The following is a 16,179-nucleotide window of genomic DNA, read 5'->3' as shown; positions in this document are numbered from 1 at the left end:
GTTCTGACAGCTTGGCCTATTGTTAAACCATAGAGCCTGCCCGATCGAAAAGATCCCTGCCTATAAAAATAGACTAGTGATCCGGGTTAAACGCCACGCGAGGAAGATGTCATGCACATATTGCTGACCGGCGGTACTGGTTTGATCGGACGTCAGCTCTGCCGGCACTGGCTGGAGCAGGGCCATCGGCTGACGGTGTGGAGTCGCCGCGCGGAAAAAGTCGCGCAGATCTGCGGCGCGCAAGTGCGCGGGATTGCCCGTCTGGAGGACCTCGGCGAAGAGCCGCTGGATGCGATCGTCAATCTCGCCGGCGCGCCGATTGCAGACCGCCCCTGGACCCATCGTCGCAAGGCGTTGCTGTGGAGCAGCCGCATCACGCTGACGGAAACGCTGCTGGCGTGGCTGGAAACTCGCGCGCAGAAACCGTCGCTGCTGATTTCCGGCTCGGCGATCGGCTGGTACGGCGACGGTGGCGAACGCGAGTTGACTGAAGAATCACCGCCGGGCATCGACGACTTCGCCAGTCAGTTGTGCATCGCCTGGGAAGAAACCGCCCTGCGCGCCGAAAACCTCGGCATCCGCGTGGTACTGGTGCGAACCGGTCTGGTGCTGTCGGCTGAGGGCGGCTTTTTGTCGCGGCTGTTGCTGCCGTTCAAGCTCGGGCTGGGCGGGCCTTTGGGCAATGGTCGGCAGTGGATGCCGTGGATTCACATCGACGATCAAATCGCCCTGATTGATTTTCTTCTGCACCGGAATCAGGCGAGCGGTCCTTATAATGCCTGCGCGCCGAAACCTGTGCGCAACCGCGAATTTGCCAAGACCCTGGGCAGTGTGTTGCACCGCCCGGCGTTCATGCCGATGCCGACCCTGGCGCTGAAAGTCATGCTCGGCGAGCTGTCACTGTTATTGCTCGGCGGCCAGCGTGCGACGCCGGCACGCCTGGTGGAAGCGGGGTTCAGCTTCCGCTTTACGGATTTACGCGCGGCTCTGGATGATCTCTCCAGCCGCCTCTGAAATAGGACGTTGCATGACCGATCACGCTTTGCTTCTGGTCAACCTGGGCTCTCCGGCCTCCACCTCGGTGGCCGATGTGCGCAGCTATCTCAATCAATTTCTGATGGACCCCTACGTGATCGACCTGCCATGGCCGCTGCGGCGGCTGCTGGTGTCGCTGATCCTGATCAAGCGTCCCGAGCAATCGGCACACGCCTATGCCTCGATCTGGTGGGAAGAGGGTTCGCCGCTGGTGGTGCTCAGCCGCCGCTTGCAGGAGCAGATGACCCGGACGTGGAAACACGGCCCGGTGGATCTGGCGATGCGCTATGGCGAGCCGTCGATCGAAACCTGTCTGCTGCGTCTGGTCAAAGCGGGACATAAGAAGATCACTTTGGCGCCGCTGTACCCACAGTTCGCCGACAGCACCACGACCACCGTGATCGAAGAAGCCCGGCGCGTGTTGCGCGAGAGGAAGCTCGACGTGCAGTTGTCGATCCTGCAACCGTTCTACGATCAGCCTGAATACATCGAGGCACTGGCCGCCAGCGCGCGTCCGCATCTGCAGCAGGACTACGATCATCTGCTGCTGAGCTTTCACGGCTTGCCTGAGCGCCATCTGAGCAAACTCGACCCGACGGGCAATCACTGCCTCAAGGGCGCCGATTGCTGCCAGACCGCCTCGCCGGAGGTATTGGCGACCTGTTATCGCGCGCAGTGTTTCCGTACCGCCGCCGCCTTCGCCAAAAGCATGGGGCTGGCTGACGGCAAATGGTCGGTGTCGTTTCAGTCGCGCCTGGGCCGGGCGAAATGGATCGAGCCGTACACCGAAGCGCGGCTGGATGAACTGGCCAAAAGCGGGGTGAAAAAGATTCTGGTGATGTGCCCGGCGTTCGTCGCCGATTGCATCGAGACGCTGGAAGAGATCGGCGATCGCGGCAAGGAACAGTTCCGCGAAGCGGGGGGCGAAGAGTTGGTGCTGGTGCCGTGCCTGAACGACGACCCGCAATGGGCCAAGGCGTTGGCGACCCTCTGCGAACGAGCGCCGCTGGCCCTTTAAAAACTTCGCGAGCAGGCTCGCTCCCACAGGGGAAATACATTCCAACCTGTGGGAGCGAGCCTGCTCGCGAATGCTATCTGTCAGGCGATGAAGATCTGAAAGCCTTAGATCAGCGGCTCATCCGCCTTCTTCTGCTTCCAGCCATCATTGCCCGGCAGGATCAGGTTCAGCGCAATCGCCACCACCGCGCACAGCGCGATGCCTTTGAGGCCGAAGTCATCAGGACCGGTGCCGGTGCCAACCAGCACGCCGCCGATACCGAACACCAGCGTCACCGAAACAATCACCAGGTTGCGCGCTTCGCCCAGGTCGATCTTGTGGCGGATCAGGGTGTTCATGCCCACTGCCGCGATCGAACCGAACAGCAAGCACAGAATCCCGCCCATTACCGGCACCGGAATGCTTTGCAGCAGCGCGCCGAACTTGCCGATGAACGCCAGGGTGATGGCGAAGATCGCCGCCCAGGTCATGATTTTCGGGTTGTAGTTCTTGGTCAGCATCACCGCGCCGGTCACTTCGGCGTAAGTGGTGTTGGGCGGGCCACCGAACAGGCCGGCGGCCGTGGTGGCGATGCCGTCACCGAGCAGGGTGCGATGCAGGCCTGGCTTCTTCAGGTAATCGCGGCCGGTCACGCTACCGACGGCAATCACGCCGCCGATGTGTTCGATCGCCGGGGCCAGCGCTACCGGAACAATGAACAGAATCGCCTGCCAATTGAACTCGGGCGCGGTGAAGTGCGGCAGAGCGAACCATGGCGCTGCAGCAATTTTCGCCGTATCGACCACGCCGAAATAGAACGACATGGCAAAGCCCACCAGCACGCCGGAAATGATCGGCACCAGACGGAAGATGCCCTTGCCGAAGACCGCCACGATCAGCGTGGTCAGCAGCGCCGGCATGGAAATCATCATCGCCGTCTGATAGTGGATCAGCTCGCTGCCGTCGCCGGCCTTGCCCATCGCCATGTTCGCGGCAATCGGCGCCATGGCCAGGCCGATGGAGATGATCACCGGACCGATCACTACCGGCGGCAGCAAACGGTCAATGAAGCCGGTGCCTTTGATCTTCACGGCGAGGCCGAGGAAGGTGTAGACGAAACCGGCCGCCATCACGCCGCCCATGGTCGCGGCGAGGCCGAACTGGCCCTTGGCGAGGATGATCGGCGTGATGAAGGCGAAGCTCGACGCGAGGAACACCGGCACCTGACGCCCGGTGACGATCTGGAACAGGATCGTCCCCAGACCCGCGGTGAACAGTGCCACGTTGGGGTCGAGGCCGGTGATCAGCGGCATCAGCACCAAGGCGCCGAAAGCCACGAACAGCATCTGCGCGCCGGACAGCACCGTGCGCCAGAGCGGATCGTTGAACTCTTGCTGCATGGTCACGCGTCCTTCTGCTTGGTGCCGAAGATCTTGTCACCGGCGTCGCCAAGCCCAGGAATGATGTAGCCGTGCTCGTTCAAGCGTTCATCGATGGACGCGGTGTAGATGGTGACGTCCGGGTGCGCCTGTTCGACGGCAGCAATGCCTTCCGGCGCGGCCACCAGGACCATGGCGCGGATGTCGCGGCAACCGGCCTTTTTCAGCAGGTCGATGGTGGCAACCATGGAGCTGCCGGTGGCGAGCATCGGGTCGATGATCATCGCGAGGCGCTCGTCGATTTCCGGTACCAGTTTTTCCAGATAGGTGTGCGCTTGCAGGGTCTCTTCGTTGCGGGCAACGCCCACAGCGGAGACCTTGGCGCCCGGGATCAGGCTGAGCACGCCTTCGAGCATGCCGATACCGGCACGCAGGATCGGCACGACGGTGATCTTCTTGCCGGCGATTTTCTCCACCGACACGGTGCCGCACCAACCGGCAATGTCGTAGGATTCGAGCGGCAGATCTTTTGTAGCTTCATAGGTCAACAGGGCGCCGACTTCCTGAGCGAGCTCGCGGAAATTCTTGGTGCTGATGTCTGCGCGGCGCATCAGGCCGAGTTTATGACGGATCAGCGGATGGCGGATCTCGAGGATGGGCATGGGAAAGGCTCCGGCGGCGGGCAAAAAAACCGGCCTAGATTAATCTATCCGAGGGTGATGTCCTATAGGACATTCTGTACGTTAGTCCATAAGAGCTTGATTCGACCTCGCGGGATGCGTACCTTTGCCCGCTTTTCCAATTCCGCCAACCCCTGGAGAGCGCCATGTCCGCTGATCTCGAGCATATCCGTCAAATCATGCGAGAGGCTGACTGCCTGTACACCGAGTCTGAAGTCGAGGCGGCCATCGCTCGCGTCGGTGCACAAATCAACGAACAACTGGCTGACAGCAATCCGGTGGTGTTCTGCGTGATGAACGGCGGCCTGATCTTCTCCGGCAAACTGCTGACGCATCTGCAATTCCCGCTGGAAGCGTCCTACCTGCACGCGACCCGTTATCGCAACGAAACCAGCGGCGGCGACCTGTTCTGGAAAGCCAAACCGGAAGTCTCGTTCATCGACCGCGATGTGCTGATCATCGACGACATCCTCGACGAAGGTCATACCCTGGGCGCGATCATCGACTTCTGCAAACACGCCGGCGCACGCAAAGTGCACACCGCCGTGCTGATCGACAAGGACCACGACCGCAAGGCACGTCCTGACCTGAAAGCCGATTTCGTCGGCCTGCCGTGCATCGACCGCTACATCTTCGGTTATGGCATGGACTACAAAGGCTACTGGCGCAACGCCAACGGGATTTACGCCGTTAAAGGCATGTAAGAACCTGCATTGCCCCCTGTGGGAGCGAGCCTGCTCGCGAATGCGATGTGTCAGTGACATTAATGTTGACTGACACGACGCTTTCGCGAGCAGGCTCGCTCCCACAGTTGTTTTTGTGTGTGCTGATCCCTGCGCGACAGCCATGCTAGAGTGCTCGGCCCCGCCCCCCGGAGCCTGTCATGCGCCTCTTGATCCGCAGTCTCGCCGCCCTGTTGCTGTCCCTCAGCCTGCCGCTGTCCGCTGCGCCGATGCACAGCCAGTTCCTGCCGCCGGACGATCTGACCCTGCGCGACGCTGAACCCGAGCAGCAGCAACTGCTGCAGGTCAGCGAGTATTCGGTGGTGGTCGGTGCGCAGCGCCAGTCCAATCAGCAGCCGATTCCGGTCACCTCATCCTTGTTGATCCGCCTCAAGGGCAAGTCTCTGAACAAAGGCGCGAACATCAACCAGGTGCTGGTGAGTTTCGACGGCGAAAGCAAAAGCCTGAAAAAACCGGCCTACGACGACAAAAGCAAAACCCTGACGCTGTTCTATCCGCTCGCTCAGTACCGCGTGGTGATGGATCTGCTGCGCAACGACACGGTGTATGTGCAGTTCCTCAGTTATGCCAATGGCCATATCTGGGCCGATCTTCATACCGGGGCGATTCGTCCGCGTTGAGCCGGGCGGTCGGGCAGGGGTAAACTGCCCGCCCCGTGTCATGTCTACGAGCTGGAGTCGGCAATGCGTAAAGATAAGAAACAAGTGATTGGTGACGAGATCGGCGATGAGCAGATCAAGCTGTTCCTCGATTTTGAGCCGGTCGACGCCACTTCGCCGTCGCTGCACAAACTGATCAAGGCCTATCGCGGTTTGCGCATCGATGATTTCGAGCGCTTTCTGGGCTTCTTCGTTGCGGCGGGTTATGACGTTGATGGCAAGGATGAGCAGGGCAAGACCTTTGTTGACCTGATCGCCGATCAGCGCAACGCCCCGGACTACATCGAGCTGATCGAAAAGTCCCGCTCTTAAGATCAAAAGATCGCAGCCTGCGGCAGCTCCTTGTATCTCGACTAACGCTCCGTCAGGAGCGATAGTTCTCGACTGATCATCGAGGGAGGGACTTGGAAGCCGCGCAGCTCCTTAGGCTTTTTGCCTGTGACGTAGATCGTGCTCCAGCCCTCCACACTCACTCGTACAGTTCGCACGGTATCTTGGGCCCGCCTGCGGCGAGAGCCCGCATTCGCAAGGTTGGACAGAGTGACGTGATGATCGCAACAGGGAACAAGTGGAGAATCAATCATGTCCGGTTTCGTTGGCGTCGACATCGCAAAGAACACCTTTGATATCGCTACACACCAGCCCAACGGCAAGCACAAAACCAAGGCCAAGCTGGCCAACGATCCAAAGGGCTTTAAAGAGTTTGAGGCGTGGCTAGAAAAAAACGCCGAGCGTTCGGCCCTGATCGTGATGGAAGCCACCAGCGTCTACCATTTGGAGCTCGCGGAATTCGTTTACAACAAAGGCTTCCGGGTCTGCGTCGTGAACCCGGCTACGACCAAAGCGTACGCTGACAGCGAACTGCGCCGCATCAAGACTGATAAAAGCGATGCCAAACTGATCGCCGACTTTGCCCGGGAAAAGGATCAAAAACTTCACCCATGGGCGCCTGAGCCGCTGAAATACCGCCAGTTAAAAGCAATGGTGCGCCGCCTGGATGACCTTCAGGAAATGGAACAAATGGAGCTCAATCGTCTGGACGTTTCCGACGAAAAGGTCAAAGACTCGATCAACTCCGTTCTGCGCCATATCGAAAAAGAGATCGTAGAAACGCATAAGGCGATCAAAAAACACATCGATGACGACCCGGATATGCGTCAGATGCGGGATCTCATCGTAACCATCGACGGCATCGGACAAAAAACGCTTGAACGATTGCTTGCCGAACTGGGTGACTTGCGCAAATACAGTGATCCTCGCCAACTGGTCGCTGCTGCAGGGCTCAATCCAAAGCTGCAGGAATCAGGAAAGCTCAAAGGTCACACCCTGATCTCAAGAGTAGGGTCAGCACGGCTGCGTGCAGGCCTTTACATGCCTGGCATGGTGGCGCTGAAACACAATAAAGCGATCAAGGCGATGAAAGAACGCTTGGAAGCCAATGGCAAGGCTCCCAAGCAGATCATCTGCGCAGCAATGCGCAAGCTGCTGCACTTCGTTTACGGAGTGCTCAAGTCAGGACTGCCATATGACCCGAAACTTGCGCTTGCCCGGTGAGGCTCAAGACGGTATCTACAGGGTGTAAATCAATCCCGTGTAGGAGCTGCCGAAGGCTGCGATCTTTTGCTTTTCAAGGCCATGAAAAAACGCCCCGATCGGGGCGTTTTTTCATGCCGCAAGATCAAGCGAAGCTTGGCGTCTCGCTGCTTTCTTCAACCAGTTCCAGGGCGATGTTGTTCTGCGTGTTGATCTTGCGATACAGCGCAGCATCGGTTTCCAGAACCTTTTCACGGGCCGGGAAGATTTCCGCGAGTTTGCTTGCCCACTCGCCTGACGCCTTGGCCGGGAAGCACTTCTCGATCAGTTCGAGCATGATCGAAACGGTCACCGACGCGCCTGGCGATGCGCCGAGCAGCGCGGCGAGGGAGCCGTCTTTCGCCGCGACCAGTTCGGTACCGAACTGCAGGATGCCGCCCTTTTTCGGGTCCTTCTTGATGATCTGCACCCGTTGCCCGGCCACTTCCAGGCGCCAGTCTTCGGCTTTCGCCTGCGGGTAGAAACGCCGCAGCGATTCCAGGCGCTGTTCCATCGATTGCATCACTTCGCTGACCAGGTACTTGGTCAGGTCCATGTTGTTTTTCGCCACCGCCAGCATCGGCCCGATGTTGCCGGCGCGCACCGACATCGGCAGGTCCATGAAGGAGCCATGCTTGAGGAACTTGGTGGTGAAACCGGCGTATGGCCCGAACAGCAGGGATTTCTTGCCGTCGACGACGCGAGTGTCGAGGTGCGGCACCGACATCGGTGGCGAACCCACGGCCGCCTGGCTGTAGACCTTGGCCTGGTGGTGCTTGACCACTTCCGGGTTATCGCAACGCAGCCACTGGCCACTGATCGGGAAGCCGCCGAAGCCTTTGCTTTCTTCGATGCCCGAAGCCTGCAGCAACGGCAGGGCCGCGCCACCGGCACCGAGGAAGACAAACTTTGCGTCGACTTCGCGGGTGTTGCCGTTGTTGACGTCCTTGATGCTGACGGTCCAGCCGGCGCCGTTACGCTTGAGGCCGGTCACGCGCTTGCAGTATTTGACCTGGGTGTCCGGGGCACTGCTCAGGTGCTTGAGCAACTGATTGGTCAGGGCGCCGAAGTTGACGTCGGTGCCGTTCATCACACGGGTGGCGGCGAGGACTTCGTCGGGCGAGCGCCCCGGCATCATCAGCGGCATCCACTCGGCCATCTTGCCCTTGTCTTCGGTGTATTCCATGTCGGCAAACGCGTGGTGCTTGCTCAGGACATTGAAGCGTTCCTTGAGGAACGACACACCGCTCTCGCCCTGAACGAAACTCAGGTGCGGTACCGGGCTGATGAAGGATTTGCACGAGCCGAACGTGCCCTTCTTGGTCAGGTACGACCAGAACTGCTTCGACACCTCGAACTGGGTGTTGATGTGCACGGCTTTCTTGATGTCGACGCTGCCATCGGCAGCCTGCGGGGTGTAGTTCAGCTCGCACAGGCCGGCGTGACCGGTACCGGCGTTGTTCCACGGATTGGAACTCTCGGCGGCGCCGGAATCCATCAACTCGACGACTTCCAGCTTGATCGCGGGGTCGAGCTCTTTGAGCAGTACGGCCAGGGTGGCACTCATGATGCCGGCCCCTACCAGAACTACGTCGACTGCTTCGTTATGCGCCATTTAACGCGTCTCCCAAATCTGCAGCACCAAATTGTCGGCATGGCTGCCAGGCGTTCCAGGGCAGGTCAGTGGGCCCGGGCTATCCGTGGTCAGGTGGGCCATGTCCGAATCTTCGCAATTTTTCGCAACTTCGACGGATGCGTGCGGCCTGGTTTCAAGCGTTCCATGAACGCATTTTCGCGCAGGGCTGGCAATTCGACTTATGGTCGAGTCATCCGTTTTCGTGCAACCAAATCCGTAGCGGACAGGCTTCAGGCTCCGATGTTCGAGGTATACCCGGTCCTGTGTCGTTGGGCTGTTTCAGACGCTAATGGTGCATGTTCAGACGCAAAACTATTCATTTGCTCGCCACACTCTTGTGAAGTTGTGAAAACCCGTTTTTTTCACGCTCTTTTGAAGACGTGAACCTCAAAAAAGGGCTGCCTTGGCCTGGCACCTGCCCGCTAGGGCAAAACAACGCGGTGGCCGAGCGAATGACAGCTCTGCAGATTCGCGAAAAGCGGGTTTTTGCCGGAAGAACAGGCAAGCGCGCCAACTTCACTCGATCTGTGTGGGCGGCTCTCTGTGGGCGATTTTGATGTCGATGCATGCGCATTGACGGTGTTGCGGGGCCCGATCAGGAGACGTCCTTATAATCGGGGGGAGATTGTAGCGAAGAAATGCGCGCAGTTGCTCGTGTTTAATGACTTTTATTAGGCATCCGGTCAGATGCTCAACTGCACCTGACCCCGTGCGCGCATTTGTCGCGGTACGACCCGGGCGCTGGCGGGCAGCGGCTGGTTCAGCCAGGTCAGGCGGATTTCTTCGATTTCCACCCAGCCGTCGCCCATCGGTTGCAGGCTGCACTGCTTGAAGGCCTGGCAATGACCGTTGCGGTCGAGCAGGGCAAAGCTGCGATGCAGCGGGCGTGGGGCGAACAGCGAGATCAGATAACGCATGGCAGAGTTCCTTGAAGGAGGACTGCTGTGAAGCTTGCCGGTGGGCCGTGACGTCGCGGTGTATGGACGGTGAAGAATGTGTGACAGGAACCGCTTTCGGCGGGGTTTGTCAGACATTTCAGTATTCACTGTGCGACGCTGGTTACGCGCAGTGGCCCACCGCTATACTGCCGGCCTGTTTGTGCCTGATTCTGGAGAGAAGAGCATGTTGCAACGCCTGTTGTTCGGTTTGATTACTGTCGCCGGTTTGACCCTCGCCGGCTGCGCCCACAGCCCGCAACAACTGAATCCGGAGCCGAAGCTGACCACGCAATTGCCAGCGGTCGGTCGCGGCCAGCCTGTCATCGTGCGTGTGGTCGACGGTCGTCCGTCGCCGACCCTCGGTACCCGTGGCGGTCTGTATCCGGAAACCAGCGCCATCACCGTGCAGCGCGAGCAGATCCTGCCGAAGCTGCAGGCCCAGGCCGAAGCTGCCGTACGTCTGCTCGGCTTCACCCCGACCACCAGCGCACCTAACGCGCCGCAGCTGACCGTGACCTTGGCCGAGCTGAAATACCAGTCGCCGAAAGAAGGCATGTACGTGACCGAAGCCACCATCGGCGCGACCTTCCGCTCCGACGTGCAGAACGCCAACCGCCGTTACAGCGGCCGTTACGGTGCGTCCCTGGACCAGCGCTTCGGCATGGCGCCGAATCAGGAGACCAATACCAAACTGGTCAGCGATGTATTGAGTGACGCACTGACGCGTCTGTTCAAGGACCCGACCGTGGGTCAGGTTCTGGCTGAGTAAGTTTTCCGTAGATGTGAAAAAGCCCGGGGCCAGTGATGGTTCCGGGCTTTTTTGTGGATCTGGGATTTGTGTCGTATGGGAAATCGATTCCCCTCACCCCAGCCCTCTCCCGAGGGAGAGGGAGCCGATCGCGTGTGCTTCAAAACCTGAATTCGGCGCGGTATCTCAAGTCGGCGTATCTACCGCAAACACCTCGGTCAGTCCCCTCTCCCCAAGGAGAGGGAGCCGATCGCGTGTGCTTCAAAACCTGAATTCGGCGCGGTATCTCAAGTCGGCGTATCTACCGCAAACACCTCGGTCAGTCCCCTCTCCCTCTGGGAGAGGGCTAGGGTGAGGGTGCTTTTGACGTTCAGGCAGCCTGAGAATAAAAATCGAGCACGCTCACTCCGGTCAGCAAATCCGTCTCGGGCAAGTCCGCATGCTGATGCCCGCCCAGCGCGCAATACACCAGCCAGTGCCGATCCTGCACGTTGAAGGCAAGGCTGCCGATCAGGCTTTGCTGGTCGTCGTAAGGAGTGATGAGGTACAGGCGATCCTGGTTTTCCGCGTGCAGCATGTCGCATTCCATTCGAGTTTCGAGGCGCGCAGGGTGAAGCATCCACGTGACGATGCCATGACACAGGACAGCCATCGGTCGATTGTCAGGTTATTTGTCGCAAAGGCTGGGGCAGGGCGTCAGGGTTTGGGTAGAATTCGCGCCGCGGTCGTCGGTCTGGCGTCTGCCACACCGGTTAAGTTCGAGGTCTGTGATGTCGCTGCACTTGATGACGCTGTTTACCGCCCATCCCGCCAAGTTGATCAACCTGCTGGCCTTGCTGCTGGCCTTTCCGGGCAGCTGGCTGCTGCACGCGACCCGCCGCCGTGAGCAACGCGCCCAGGCCAGTCTCGCCGCCCAGCGCCAGGCGCAGCCCAATGCCGAGCCGATGCTCGATTGGGCGACGTTGCGCATGAACCGGTTTTTCTATCGCTTTGGATTTGCTTGCCTGGGCCTGGCTTTGATCGTCTCCTGGATCAGCACCCGCTTTTAAAAGCAAAAGATCGCAGCCTTCGGCAGCTCCTACAGGATGTACATCATTCCCATGTAGGAGCTGCCGAAGGCTGCGATCTTTTGATCTTGCTATTGCTTTACAGCGGCAATCCAGCCTTGACCCGATACTGATTACGCACCGGCGTCGCATATTGCAGCACCAGGTACGGCCGATGCTCAGCGGGGCAGGCATCCAGTCGGCTTTGCCACTCATCCTGCGCCTTGGCCAGTTCGTCAGCCGGGAACACCTCGGCCGCCGTCGGCACATTCAGTTGCGGATCGGCATCCGCCCACTGCGCGTACGCCAGATAATGCACCGGGAACAGCCGGTAGCCGCCGAGAATCTGCTTGTCCATCTCGATCGCCAATTGCTTGGTGTCCTCGAACACCTCAGTGATCGGCGCGGCAAAGTTCACGTGGACCCGGCCCTTGTAGCCGGTGATGCCCTTGGCAATGCTCACGTCATCCTCGCCCGGCGCCTTGGCGTAGGTGCCGGTGGTGGCGCGGATGTAGAGTTCGCGGGCCTTGGCCTGGTCGCAGGGGTCGTACTCATAGCTGATCGACACCGGCGTCACGTTGAGCGAGCGGATCACTTCGCCGAACGGCTCGTCCTTGCGGCTCATGTGGAACATCTTGAGGATCGCCGACTCGGTGCGGTCGTCGCCGTCCTTCGCCCGACCTTCAGCCTGAGCAATCCAGATCGACGCGCAGTCGTTGCGGATCGAGTGGTTGATGTACGCCGACAGCAACTGATAAGCAGCCATCTTCTCGCGGCGGCCGGTGATCGAGCGGTGGACGATAAAGCTCTTGTTCAAGCGCATCAGGTCACTGACAAACGGCTTTTGCAGCAGGTTGTCGCCAATCGCGATGCGCGGCGTCGGCAGGCCGGCGTGGTACACGGCGTAGTTGACGAAGGCCGGGTCCATGACGATATCCCGGTGGTTGGCGATGAACAGGTAGGCGCTGCCGGACTTGAACTGCTCGACACCGGTATAGGTCACGCCGTCGGTGGCGCGCTCGATGGTGTGGTCGACGTAGAACTCGACTTTGTCCTGTAAGGTAGCCACGGAATTCACGTCGGCAAACTCACGACGCAGCCGATGGGCTATAAGAGGTTTGAGCATCCAGCCGAAGGCACCGGCAAAACGCGGGAAGCGGAAGTGGGTGAGGATATCTAGAAACGCCTTGTCGCCGAGCAGCCTTGCCAGTACCGCAGGTACTTCGCTGTCGTCGTAAGGTCGGATGGCATCGAATTCGCCCATCATGCTCTCTTGTTGGAAACGGCTAGGGTAAGTAAAGGGTTTGATCGAAAACCCGCAGGGCACGGTCTGAAAAGTAGTCAGACAAAAATAGCCCTGCAAATAGACCGGCGATTATACGCACAAGTCACTTGGGAGACCGCGATGCTGGAAGATGCACGGTATGAATGTCCGTATTGCGGTGAGGAAGTCGAGACCACGCTGGATTTGTCCGGCGGCGATCAAACGTATATCGAAGACTGCCAGGTGTGCTGTCGTCCGATCACCTTTGTCCTGCAAGTCCATGAAGACGAGTGGCATCTGGAAGTCTTCAGCGAAAACGAGTGAGGGCCGCGTATGCAGCGCATCTACGAACCGGCGAACCTGATGGAGGGCGAAATGCTCAAGGGCATGCTCGCCACCGAGGGGATCGAGGCGCATCTGATTGGCCGTGATCTGGTGGGCGGTGCGGGTGAATTGCCGATCTTCGGCCTGCTCTGGCTGTCGGTGGATAACGATCATGCCGAATACGCCCGCGAGCTGATCACCGCGTACAATGCCGCGCTGCCGTTGCCTGGCGACGAACCGGAAAGCTTTCCCGGCACGCTGGTCTGTTAGGCTGGCCTTCGTTTTATTCAGAGTCGTGTTGCCCCATGTGTGGACGTTATGCCCTGTTTCGCTGGAACCGCGACTTCGCGGCCCTGCCAGGTTTTCCCGCCGATCAACAGGCGCAGTGGAACATTTCCCCCAATGATTCGGTGTTGATGCTGCGTGCCGACGAAGACGGCCAGCGCACGTTGGCCCGTGCGCGCTGGGGCCTGACACCGCCGTGGCTGACCGATCTGTCGAAGACCCCGGCCCATGCTCGCGCCGAAACCGTGGCCGAGCAGCCGATGTTTCGTGAGGCGCTGCGTCTGCGGCGTTGCCTGCTGCCGGCCAACGGTTTCTACGAATGGCGCGGCACTCAGCGCAAGCGGCCGTACTGGTTGACGCCGGGGGAGGGCTCGTCGTTGTTTTTCGCCGCGATCTGGGAAGCGTATCCGGTGCAGGAACAGGTCTGGCTGAGCACGGCAGTGATCACTCAATCGGCGGCGAGTCAGCGGCGACCGTTGATTCTCGATGAAGCGGGGCAGGCTGCCTGGCTTGATCCCGAAACGCCGCTGCATGTGTTGCAGGGTTTGCTCGCCAGTGAACCGGCGGCGCTGCGTGAGCGGGTGTTGGCGAATCTGGTGAATGATCCGAAGTTGAATGGGCCGGAGTGTTTGACCCCGGCTTGATTTGCGTGGATCAAAAGCCCCTCACCCCAGCCCTCTCCCGGAGGGAGAGGGAGCCGAATGGGGGATGCTTGAGAGGTACACCGACCTGAACGATCTGTTGTGAATCCATAATCGACTGTTTTTTTCAGGTCGATGTATAGCGCAAGACATCGCGGTCGGTCTCCTCTCCCTCCGGGAGAGGGCTAGGGTGAGGGGCTCTTGATCTTTCAGACCTTGAATTGATTGATCAACCGCCGCTGCTGTTCCGCCAGTTTGGTCAACCCGGCGCTCGCCGAGCTCGATTCATCCGCACCGCCGGCCACTTCATTCGCCACCTGACCGATATTGATCACATTGCGGTTGATGTCGTCGGCCACTGCACTTTGCTCTTCCGCCGCACTGGCGATCTGCGTGTTCATGTCGTTGATCACCGACACCGCTTGAGTGATCGTTTCCAGCGCTTCGGCCGCTTTCGCCGCGTGTTGCACGCTTTCGTCGGTGCGGTTCTGGCTGTCTTCCATGACGCGCACCACATCGCGGGTGCCCTGTTGCAACTGCTGGATCATGCTCTGGATTTCTTCGGTGGCCTTCTGGGTTTTCTGCGCCAGATTGCGCACCTCGTCGGCGACCACGGCAAAACCGCGACCCTGCTCGCCGGCGCGCGCGGCTTCGATTGCCGCGTTCAGTGCCAGCAGATTGGTCTGTTCAGCGATGCCGCGAATGGCAGTGAGAATGGCGTTGATGTTTTCGCTGTCCTTGGCCAGCGTCTGCACCACCTCGACAGCCTTGCCGATTTCCACCGCCAGTACGCCAATCGAATTCGAGGTGTCGCGGACGATCTGCATGCCCTGGCTGGCGGCCTGATCGGCGTGGCTTGCCGCTTGTGCTGCCTGGGTGGCGTTGCGCGCCACGTCCTGGGCGGTAGCGGTCATTTCCTGCACCGCTGTCGCCACTTGATCGATTTCGGCCATTTGTTTCTGCACGCCGATGTTGGTGCGGATGGCGATGTCGGCGGTGTGTTCCGAGGAATCGCTGACGCTCTGCACCGAGGTCACCACCTGGGTGATCATCGCCTGCAACTTGCCGAGGAAGGTGTTGAAGCCTTTGGCAATCGAGCCCAGTTCATCGCTGCGGTCGCTGCTCAAGCGCCGGGTCAGATCGCCTTCGCCCTGAGCGATGTCATCGAGCATGGCGACCATTTGTTTGAGTGGCCGCGCAATGCCGTGGCCCACCAGCCAGATCACCAGCAGGCCGATGCCGGCGATGATCAGGCCGACCATGGCCATGCCGAAGGTGTCGGATTTGCGCTGGGCATCAAGATCAGCCTGGAGGTTTTGCAGATCGGCCATGACCGCGTTGAGCGGCAATTGCAGCATCAGTGTCCAGCGTGCGTCGGTCTGGCCGATGCCGAACGGCAGGTACAGTTCGATGCGGCCCTTGGCCTGATTCACCGAATAGGTGACCTCGTCGCGCTTGAGGTTGGCGAGATTGCTGGCCTGTTCGGCGTCGAGGATGTCGCTGACTTTTTCACCGAATTTGCTCGAGTCCTTGGTGTAGGCAACGATCCGCCCGTTGCCGCCGACCAGCGCCATTTCACCGGCGCCGCTGTAAAGCTTATGGTTGGCGGCGAGGAGCATGTCCTGAATGAAGTTCACCGAGAGGTCGGCGCCGACGATGCCCTGGAACGCGCCGTTGACCATGATCGGTTCAATGAACGAGGCGAGCATGACGATCTTGTCGCCGACCTTGTACGGTGCCGGGTCGATCACGCAGGCTTTCTTCGTCTCTTTCGAGCACAGGTAGTACTCGCTGGCGCGCACCCCGGTGGACAAGGTTTTCTGATCGTCGACATCGGCCAGTTTGTCCACGCCCAGACTGCCGTCGGTATTGCGGAACCACCACGGCAGGAAGCGCCCGCTGGCCGGATCGATGCCGACCACGGCGCTGCCGATGTAGGCCGCGTCATTGTGGTCCAGTGCGTTTTTTTCCCAACCGATGTAGGTGCCGAGAACCTTCGGGTTCTTTTCGACGTTTTCCTTGATCAGGCTGATCAGTTGCTCGCGGCTGACGCTCAGGCGCGGCTGGCCATCGGCGGCGGTTGTGCCGAGCAGGGCGTTGACCCGTACCAGACCGCCGGCAATCAGCAGCGGCGCTTCGAGTTCGCGCTGGATCTGGCTGACCTGGGTCTGCGCCAGCGAGGTCAGGCGCTGTTCGATGACTTGCTCGAACTGCGCCTGGGTGCGCTGTTGC

General features: G+C 59.8%; 18 protein-coding genes and 1 pseudogene. 11 read left to right on the top strand and 8 right to left on the bottom strand.

Going from position 1 to position 16,179, the window contains the following annotated elements; all coding sequences use genetic code 11:
- Positions 1–111 precede the first annotated feature (111 nt).
- Positions 112–1,014, top strand: a complete 903-nt coding sequence (locus J2Y39_RS14415) for a TIGR01777 family oxidoreductase (RefSeq protein ID WP_236168901.1) — start codon at positions 112–114, stop codon at positions 1,012–1,014.
- Positions 1,015–1,027: 13 nt separating this feature from the next.
- Positions 1,028–2,053: a ferrochelatase gene (gene hemH, locus J2Y39_RS14410; RefSeq protein ID WP_150741827.1), complete on the top strand. Its 1,026-nt coding sequence runs from the start codon at positions 1,028–1,030 to the stop codon at positions 2,051–2,053.
- Positions 2,054–2,157: 104 nt separating this feature from the next.
- Here the strand turns inward: hemH and J2Y39_RS14405 are convergent, their stop codons facing one another.
- Positions 2,158–3,432: a uracil-xanthine permease family protein gene (locus tag J2Y39_RS14405; RefSeq protein WP_071173568.1), complete on the bottom strand. Its 1,275-nt coding sequence runs from the start codon at positions 3,430–3,432 to the stop codon at positions 2,158–2,160.
- Between the two features lie 2 nt (positions 3,433–3,434).
- Positions 3,435–4,073 carry a uracil phosphoribosyltransferase gene (upp, locus tag J2Y39_RS14400; protein ID WP_024014279.1) on the bottom strand — a complete coding sequence of 213 codons (639 nt, stop codon included), beginning with the start codon at positions 4,071–4,073 and terminating at the stop codon, positions 3,435–3,437.
- Positions 4,074–4,237: 164 nt separating this feature from the next.
- On the opposite strand from upp, the gene J2Y39_RS14395 reads away from it, so the two are divergent.
- The 4 genes from J2Y39_RS14395 to J2Y39_RS14380 all read left to right on the top strand — a co-directional run bounded on the left by J2Y39_RS14395 (position 4,238) and on the right by J2Y39_RS14380 (position 7,047).
- On the top strand, positions 4,238–4,795 hold the full coding sequence (locus J2Y39_RS14395; RefSeq protein WP_016773231.1) for a hypoxanthine-guanine phosphoribosyltransferase: 558 nt from the start codon (positions 4,238–4,240) through the stop codon (positions 4,793–4,795).
- 179 nt (positions 4,796–4,974) lie between these two features.
- The gene (locus tag J2Y39_RS14390) at positions 4,975–5,454 is read left to right on the top strand and encodes a hypothetical protein (RefSeq protein ID WP_056790257.1); all 480 of its coding nucleotides are present in this window, start codon (positions 4,975–4,977) and stop codon (positions 5,452–5,454) included.
- Between the two features lie 63 nt (positions 5,455–5,517).
- Positions 5,518–5,805, top strand: a complete 288-nt coding sequence (locus J2Y39_RS14385; RefSeq protein WP_041479985.1) for a PA4642 family protein — start codon at positions 5,518–5,520, stop codon at positions 5,803–5,805.
- Between the two features lie 270 nt (positions 5,806–6,075).
- Entirely contained in the window at positions 6,076–7,047 is a 972-nt protein-coding gene (locus J2Y39_RS14380; RefSeq protein WP_056786210.1) for an IS110 family transposase, read from the top strand.
- 124 nt (positions 7,048–7,171) lie between these two features.
- On the opposite strand, the gene mqo is transcribed toward J2Y39_RS14380, so the two are convergent.
- Together mqo and J2Y39_RS14370 are read right to left on the bottom strand one after the other, a co-directional pair.
- A complete protein-coding gene (mqo, locus tag J2Y39_RS14375) occupies positions 7,172–8,680 on the bottom strand; it encodes a malate dehydrogenase (quinone) (RefSeq protein WP_024014277.1) in 1,509 nt (502 codons plus the stop codon).
- A gap of 704 nt (positions 8,681–9,384) precedes the next feature.
- Positions 9,385–9,618, bottom strand: a complete 234-nt coding sequence (locus tag J2Y39_RS14370) for a hypothetical protein (protein WP_039761314.1) — start codon at positions 9,616–9,618, stop codon at positions 9,385–9,387.
- 205 nt (positions 9,619–9,823) lie between these two features.
- On the opposite strand from J2Y39_RS14370, the gene J2Y39_RS14365 reads away from it, so the two are divergent.
- Positions 9,824–10,408 carry a YajG family lipoprotein gene (locus J2Y39_RS14365; protein ID WP_039761315.1) on the top strand — a complete coding sequence of 195 codons (585 nt, stop codon included), beginning with the start codon at positions 9,824–9,826 and terminating at the stop codon, positions 10,406–10,408.
- A gap of 349 nt (positions 10,409–10,757) precedes the next feature.
- On the opposite strand, the gene J2Y39_RS14360 is transcribed toward J2Y39_RS14365, so the two are convergent.
- Positions 10,758–10,964, bottom strand: coding sequence for a hypothetical protein (locus tag J2Y39_RS14360; RefSeq protein ID WP_095181665.1), 207 nt, complete (start codon positions 10,962–10,964; stop codon positions 10,758–10,760).
- 193 nt (positions 10,965–11,157) lie between these two features.
- Between J2Y39_RS14360 and J2Y39_RS14355 the strand changes: the two genes are divergently transcribed.
- Positions 11,158–11,436, top strand: coding sequence for a hypothetical protein (locus J2Y39_RS14355; RefSeq protein WP_016770663.1), 279 nt, complete (start codon positions 11,158–11,160; stop codon positions 11,434–11,436).
- Positions 11,437–11,533: 97 nt separating this feature from the next.
- Here J2Y39_RS14355 and J2Y39_RS14350 read toward each other — a convergent pair whose 3' ends face one another.
- Positions 11,534–12,700 (bottom strand): 1-acyl-sn-glycerol-3-phosphate acyltransferase, encoded by a 1,167-nt coding sequence (locus tag J2Y39_RS14350; RefSeq protein ID WP_041479984.1) that lies wholly within the window; start codon positions 12,698–12,700, stop codon positions 11,534–11,536.
- Between the two features lie 138 nt (positions 12,701–12,838).
- On the opposite strand from J2Y39_RS14350, the gene J2Y39_RS14345 reads away from it, so the two are divergent.
- From J2Y39_RS14345 to J2Y39_RS14335, 3 genes are read left to right on the top strand one after another with little or no spacing between them, the layout of a single operon-like run.
- On the top strand, positions 12,839–13,021 hold the full coding sequence (locus J2Y39_RS14345; RefSeq protein ID WP_041479983.1) for a CPXCG motif-containing cysteine-rich protein: 183 nt from the start codon (positions 12,839–12,841) through the stop codon (positions 13,019–13,021).
- A 9-nt stretch (positions 13,022–13,030) separates the two neighbouring features.
- Positions 13,031–13,291, top strand: a complete 261-nt coding sequence (locus J2Y39_RS14340) for a putative signal transducing protein (RefSeq protein WP_150638796.1) — start codon at positions 13,031–13,033, stop codon at positions 13,289–13,291.
- Between the two features lie 35 nt (positions 13,292–13,326).
- Positions 13,327–13,950: an SOS response-associated peptidase gene (locus tag J2Y39_RS14335; RefSeq protein ID WP_039761324.1), complete on the top strand. Its 624-nt coding sequence runs from the start codon at positions 13,327–13,329 to the stop codon at positions 13,948–13,950.
- A gap of 206 nt (positions 13,951–14,156) precedes the next feature.
- Here the strand turns inward: J2Y39_RS14335 and J2Y39_RS26535 are convergent, their stop codons facing one another.
- Together J2Y39_RS26535 and J2Y39_RS26530 are read right to left on the bottom strand one after the other, a co-directional pair.
- Positions 14,157–14,900, bottom strand: coding sequence for a methyl-accepting chemotaxis protein (locus tag J2Y39_RS26535; RefSeq protein WP_371915155.1), 744 nt, complete (start codon positions 14,898–14,900; stop codon positions 14,157–14,159).
- Between the two features lie 111 nt (positions 14,901–15,011).
- Positions 15,012–15,209: pseudogene (locus tag J2Y39_RS26530) on the bottom strand (HAMP domain-containing protein); the annotation flags it as partial.
- Positions 15,210–16,179: the final 970 nt, after the last annotated feature.

This window comes from Pseudomonas sp. 2957, from assembly GCF_031456345.1.
In the GTDB taxonomy this organism is placed as follows: Bacteria; Pseudomonadota; Gammaproteobacteria; order Pseudomonadales; family Pseudomonadaceae; genus Aquipseudomonas; species Aquipseudomonas siliginis.
Note: the sequence above shows the minus strand (reverse complement) of the source record. Positions and strands in the feature narration are given on the sequence as shown.

Excerpts from the sequence above, each read along its gene's own strand:
- J2Y39_RS14415 (WP_236168901.1), top strand. The coding sequence starts at position 112 with ATGCACATATTGCTGACCGGCGGTACTGGTTTGATCGGACGTCAGCTC.
- hemH (WP_150741827.1), top strand. The coding sequence starts at position 1,028 with ATGACCGATCACGCTTTGCTTCTGGTCAACCTGGGCTCTCCGGCCTCC.
- J2Y39_RS14405 (WP_071173568.1), bottom strand. The coding sequence starts at position 3,432 with ATGCAGCAAGAGTTCAACGATCCGCTCTGGCGCACGGTGCTGTCCGGC.
- upp (WP_024014279.1), bottom strand. The coding sequence starts at position 4,073 with ATGCCCATCCTCGAGATCCGCCATCCGCTGATCCGTCATAAACTCGGC.
- J2Y39_RS14395 (WP_016773231.1), top strand. The coding sequence starts at position 4,238 with ATGTCCGCTGATCTCGAGCATATCCGTCAAATCATGCGAGAGGCTGAC.
- J2Y39_RS14390 (WP_056790257.1), top strand. The coding sequence starts at position 4,975 with ATGCGCCTCTTGATCCGCAGTCTCGCCGCCCTGTTGCTGTCCCTCAGC.
- J2Y39_RS14385 (WP_041479985.1), top strand. The coding sequence starts at position 5,518 with ATGCGTAAAGATAAGAAACAAGTGATTGGTGACGAGATCGGCGATGAG.
- J2Y39_RS14380 (WP_056786210.1), top strand. The coding sequence starts at position 6,076 with ATGTCCGGTTTCGTTGGCGTCGACATCGCAAAGAACACCTTTGATATC.
- mqo (WP_024014277.1), bottom strand. The coding sequence starts at position 8,680 with ATGGCGCATAACGAAGCAGTCGACGTAGTTCTGGTAGGGGCCGGCATC.
- J2Y39_RS14370 (WP_039761314.1), bottom strand. The coding sequence starts at position 9,618 with ATGCGTTATCTGATCTCGCTGTTCGCCCCACGCCCGCTGCATCGCAGC.
- J2Y39_RS14365 (WP_039761315.1), top strand. The coding sequence starts at position 9,824 with ATGTTGCAACGCCTGTTGTTCGGTTTGATTACTGTCGCCGGTTTGACC.
- J2Y39_RS14360 (WP_095181665.1), bottom strand. The coding sequence starts at position 10,964 with ATGCTGCACGCGGAAAACCAGGATCGCCTGTACCTCATCACTCCTTAC.
- J2Y39_RS14355 (WP_016770663.1), top strand. The coding sequence starts at position 11,158 with ATGTCGCTGCACTTGATGACGCTGTTTACCGCCCATCCCGCCAAGTTG.
- J2Y39_RS14350 (WP_041479984.1), bottom strand. The coding sequence starts at position 12,700 with ATGATGGGCGAATTCGATGCCATCCGACCTTACGACGACAGCGAAGTA.
- J2Y39_RS14345 (WP_041479983.1), top strand. The coding sequence starts at position 12,839 with ATGCTGGAAGATGCACGGTATGAATGTCCGTATTGCGGTGAGGAAGTC.
- J2Y39_RS14340 (WP_150638796.1), top strand. The coding sequence starts at position 13,031 with ATGCAGCGCATCTACGAACCGGCGAACCTGATGGAGGGCGAAATGCTC.
- J2Y39_RS14335 (WP_039761324.1), top strand. The coding sequence starts at position 13,327 with ATGTGTGGACGTTATGCCCTGTTTCGCTGGAACCGCGACTTCGCGGCC.
- J2Y39_RS26535 (WP_371915155.1), bottom strand. The coding sequence starts at position 14,900 with ATGGCCGAAATCGATCAAGTGGCGACAGCGGTGCAGGAAATGACCGCT.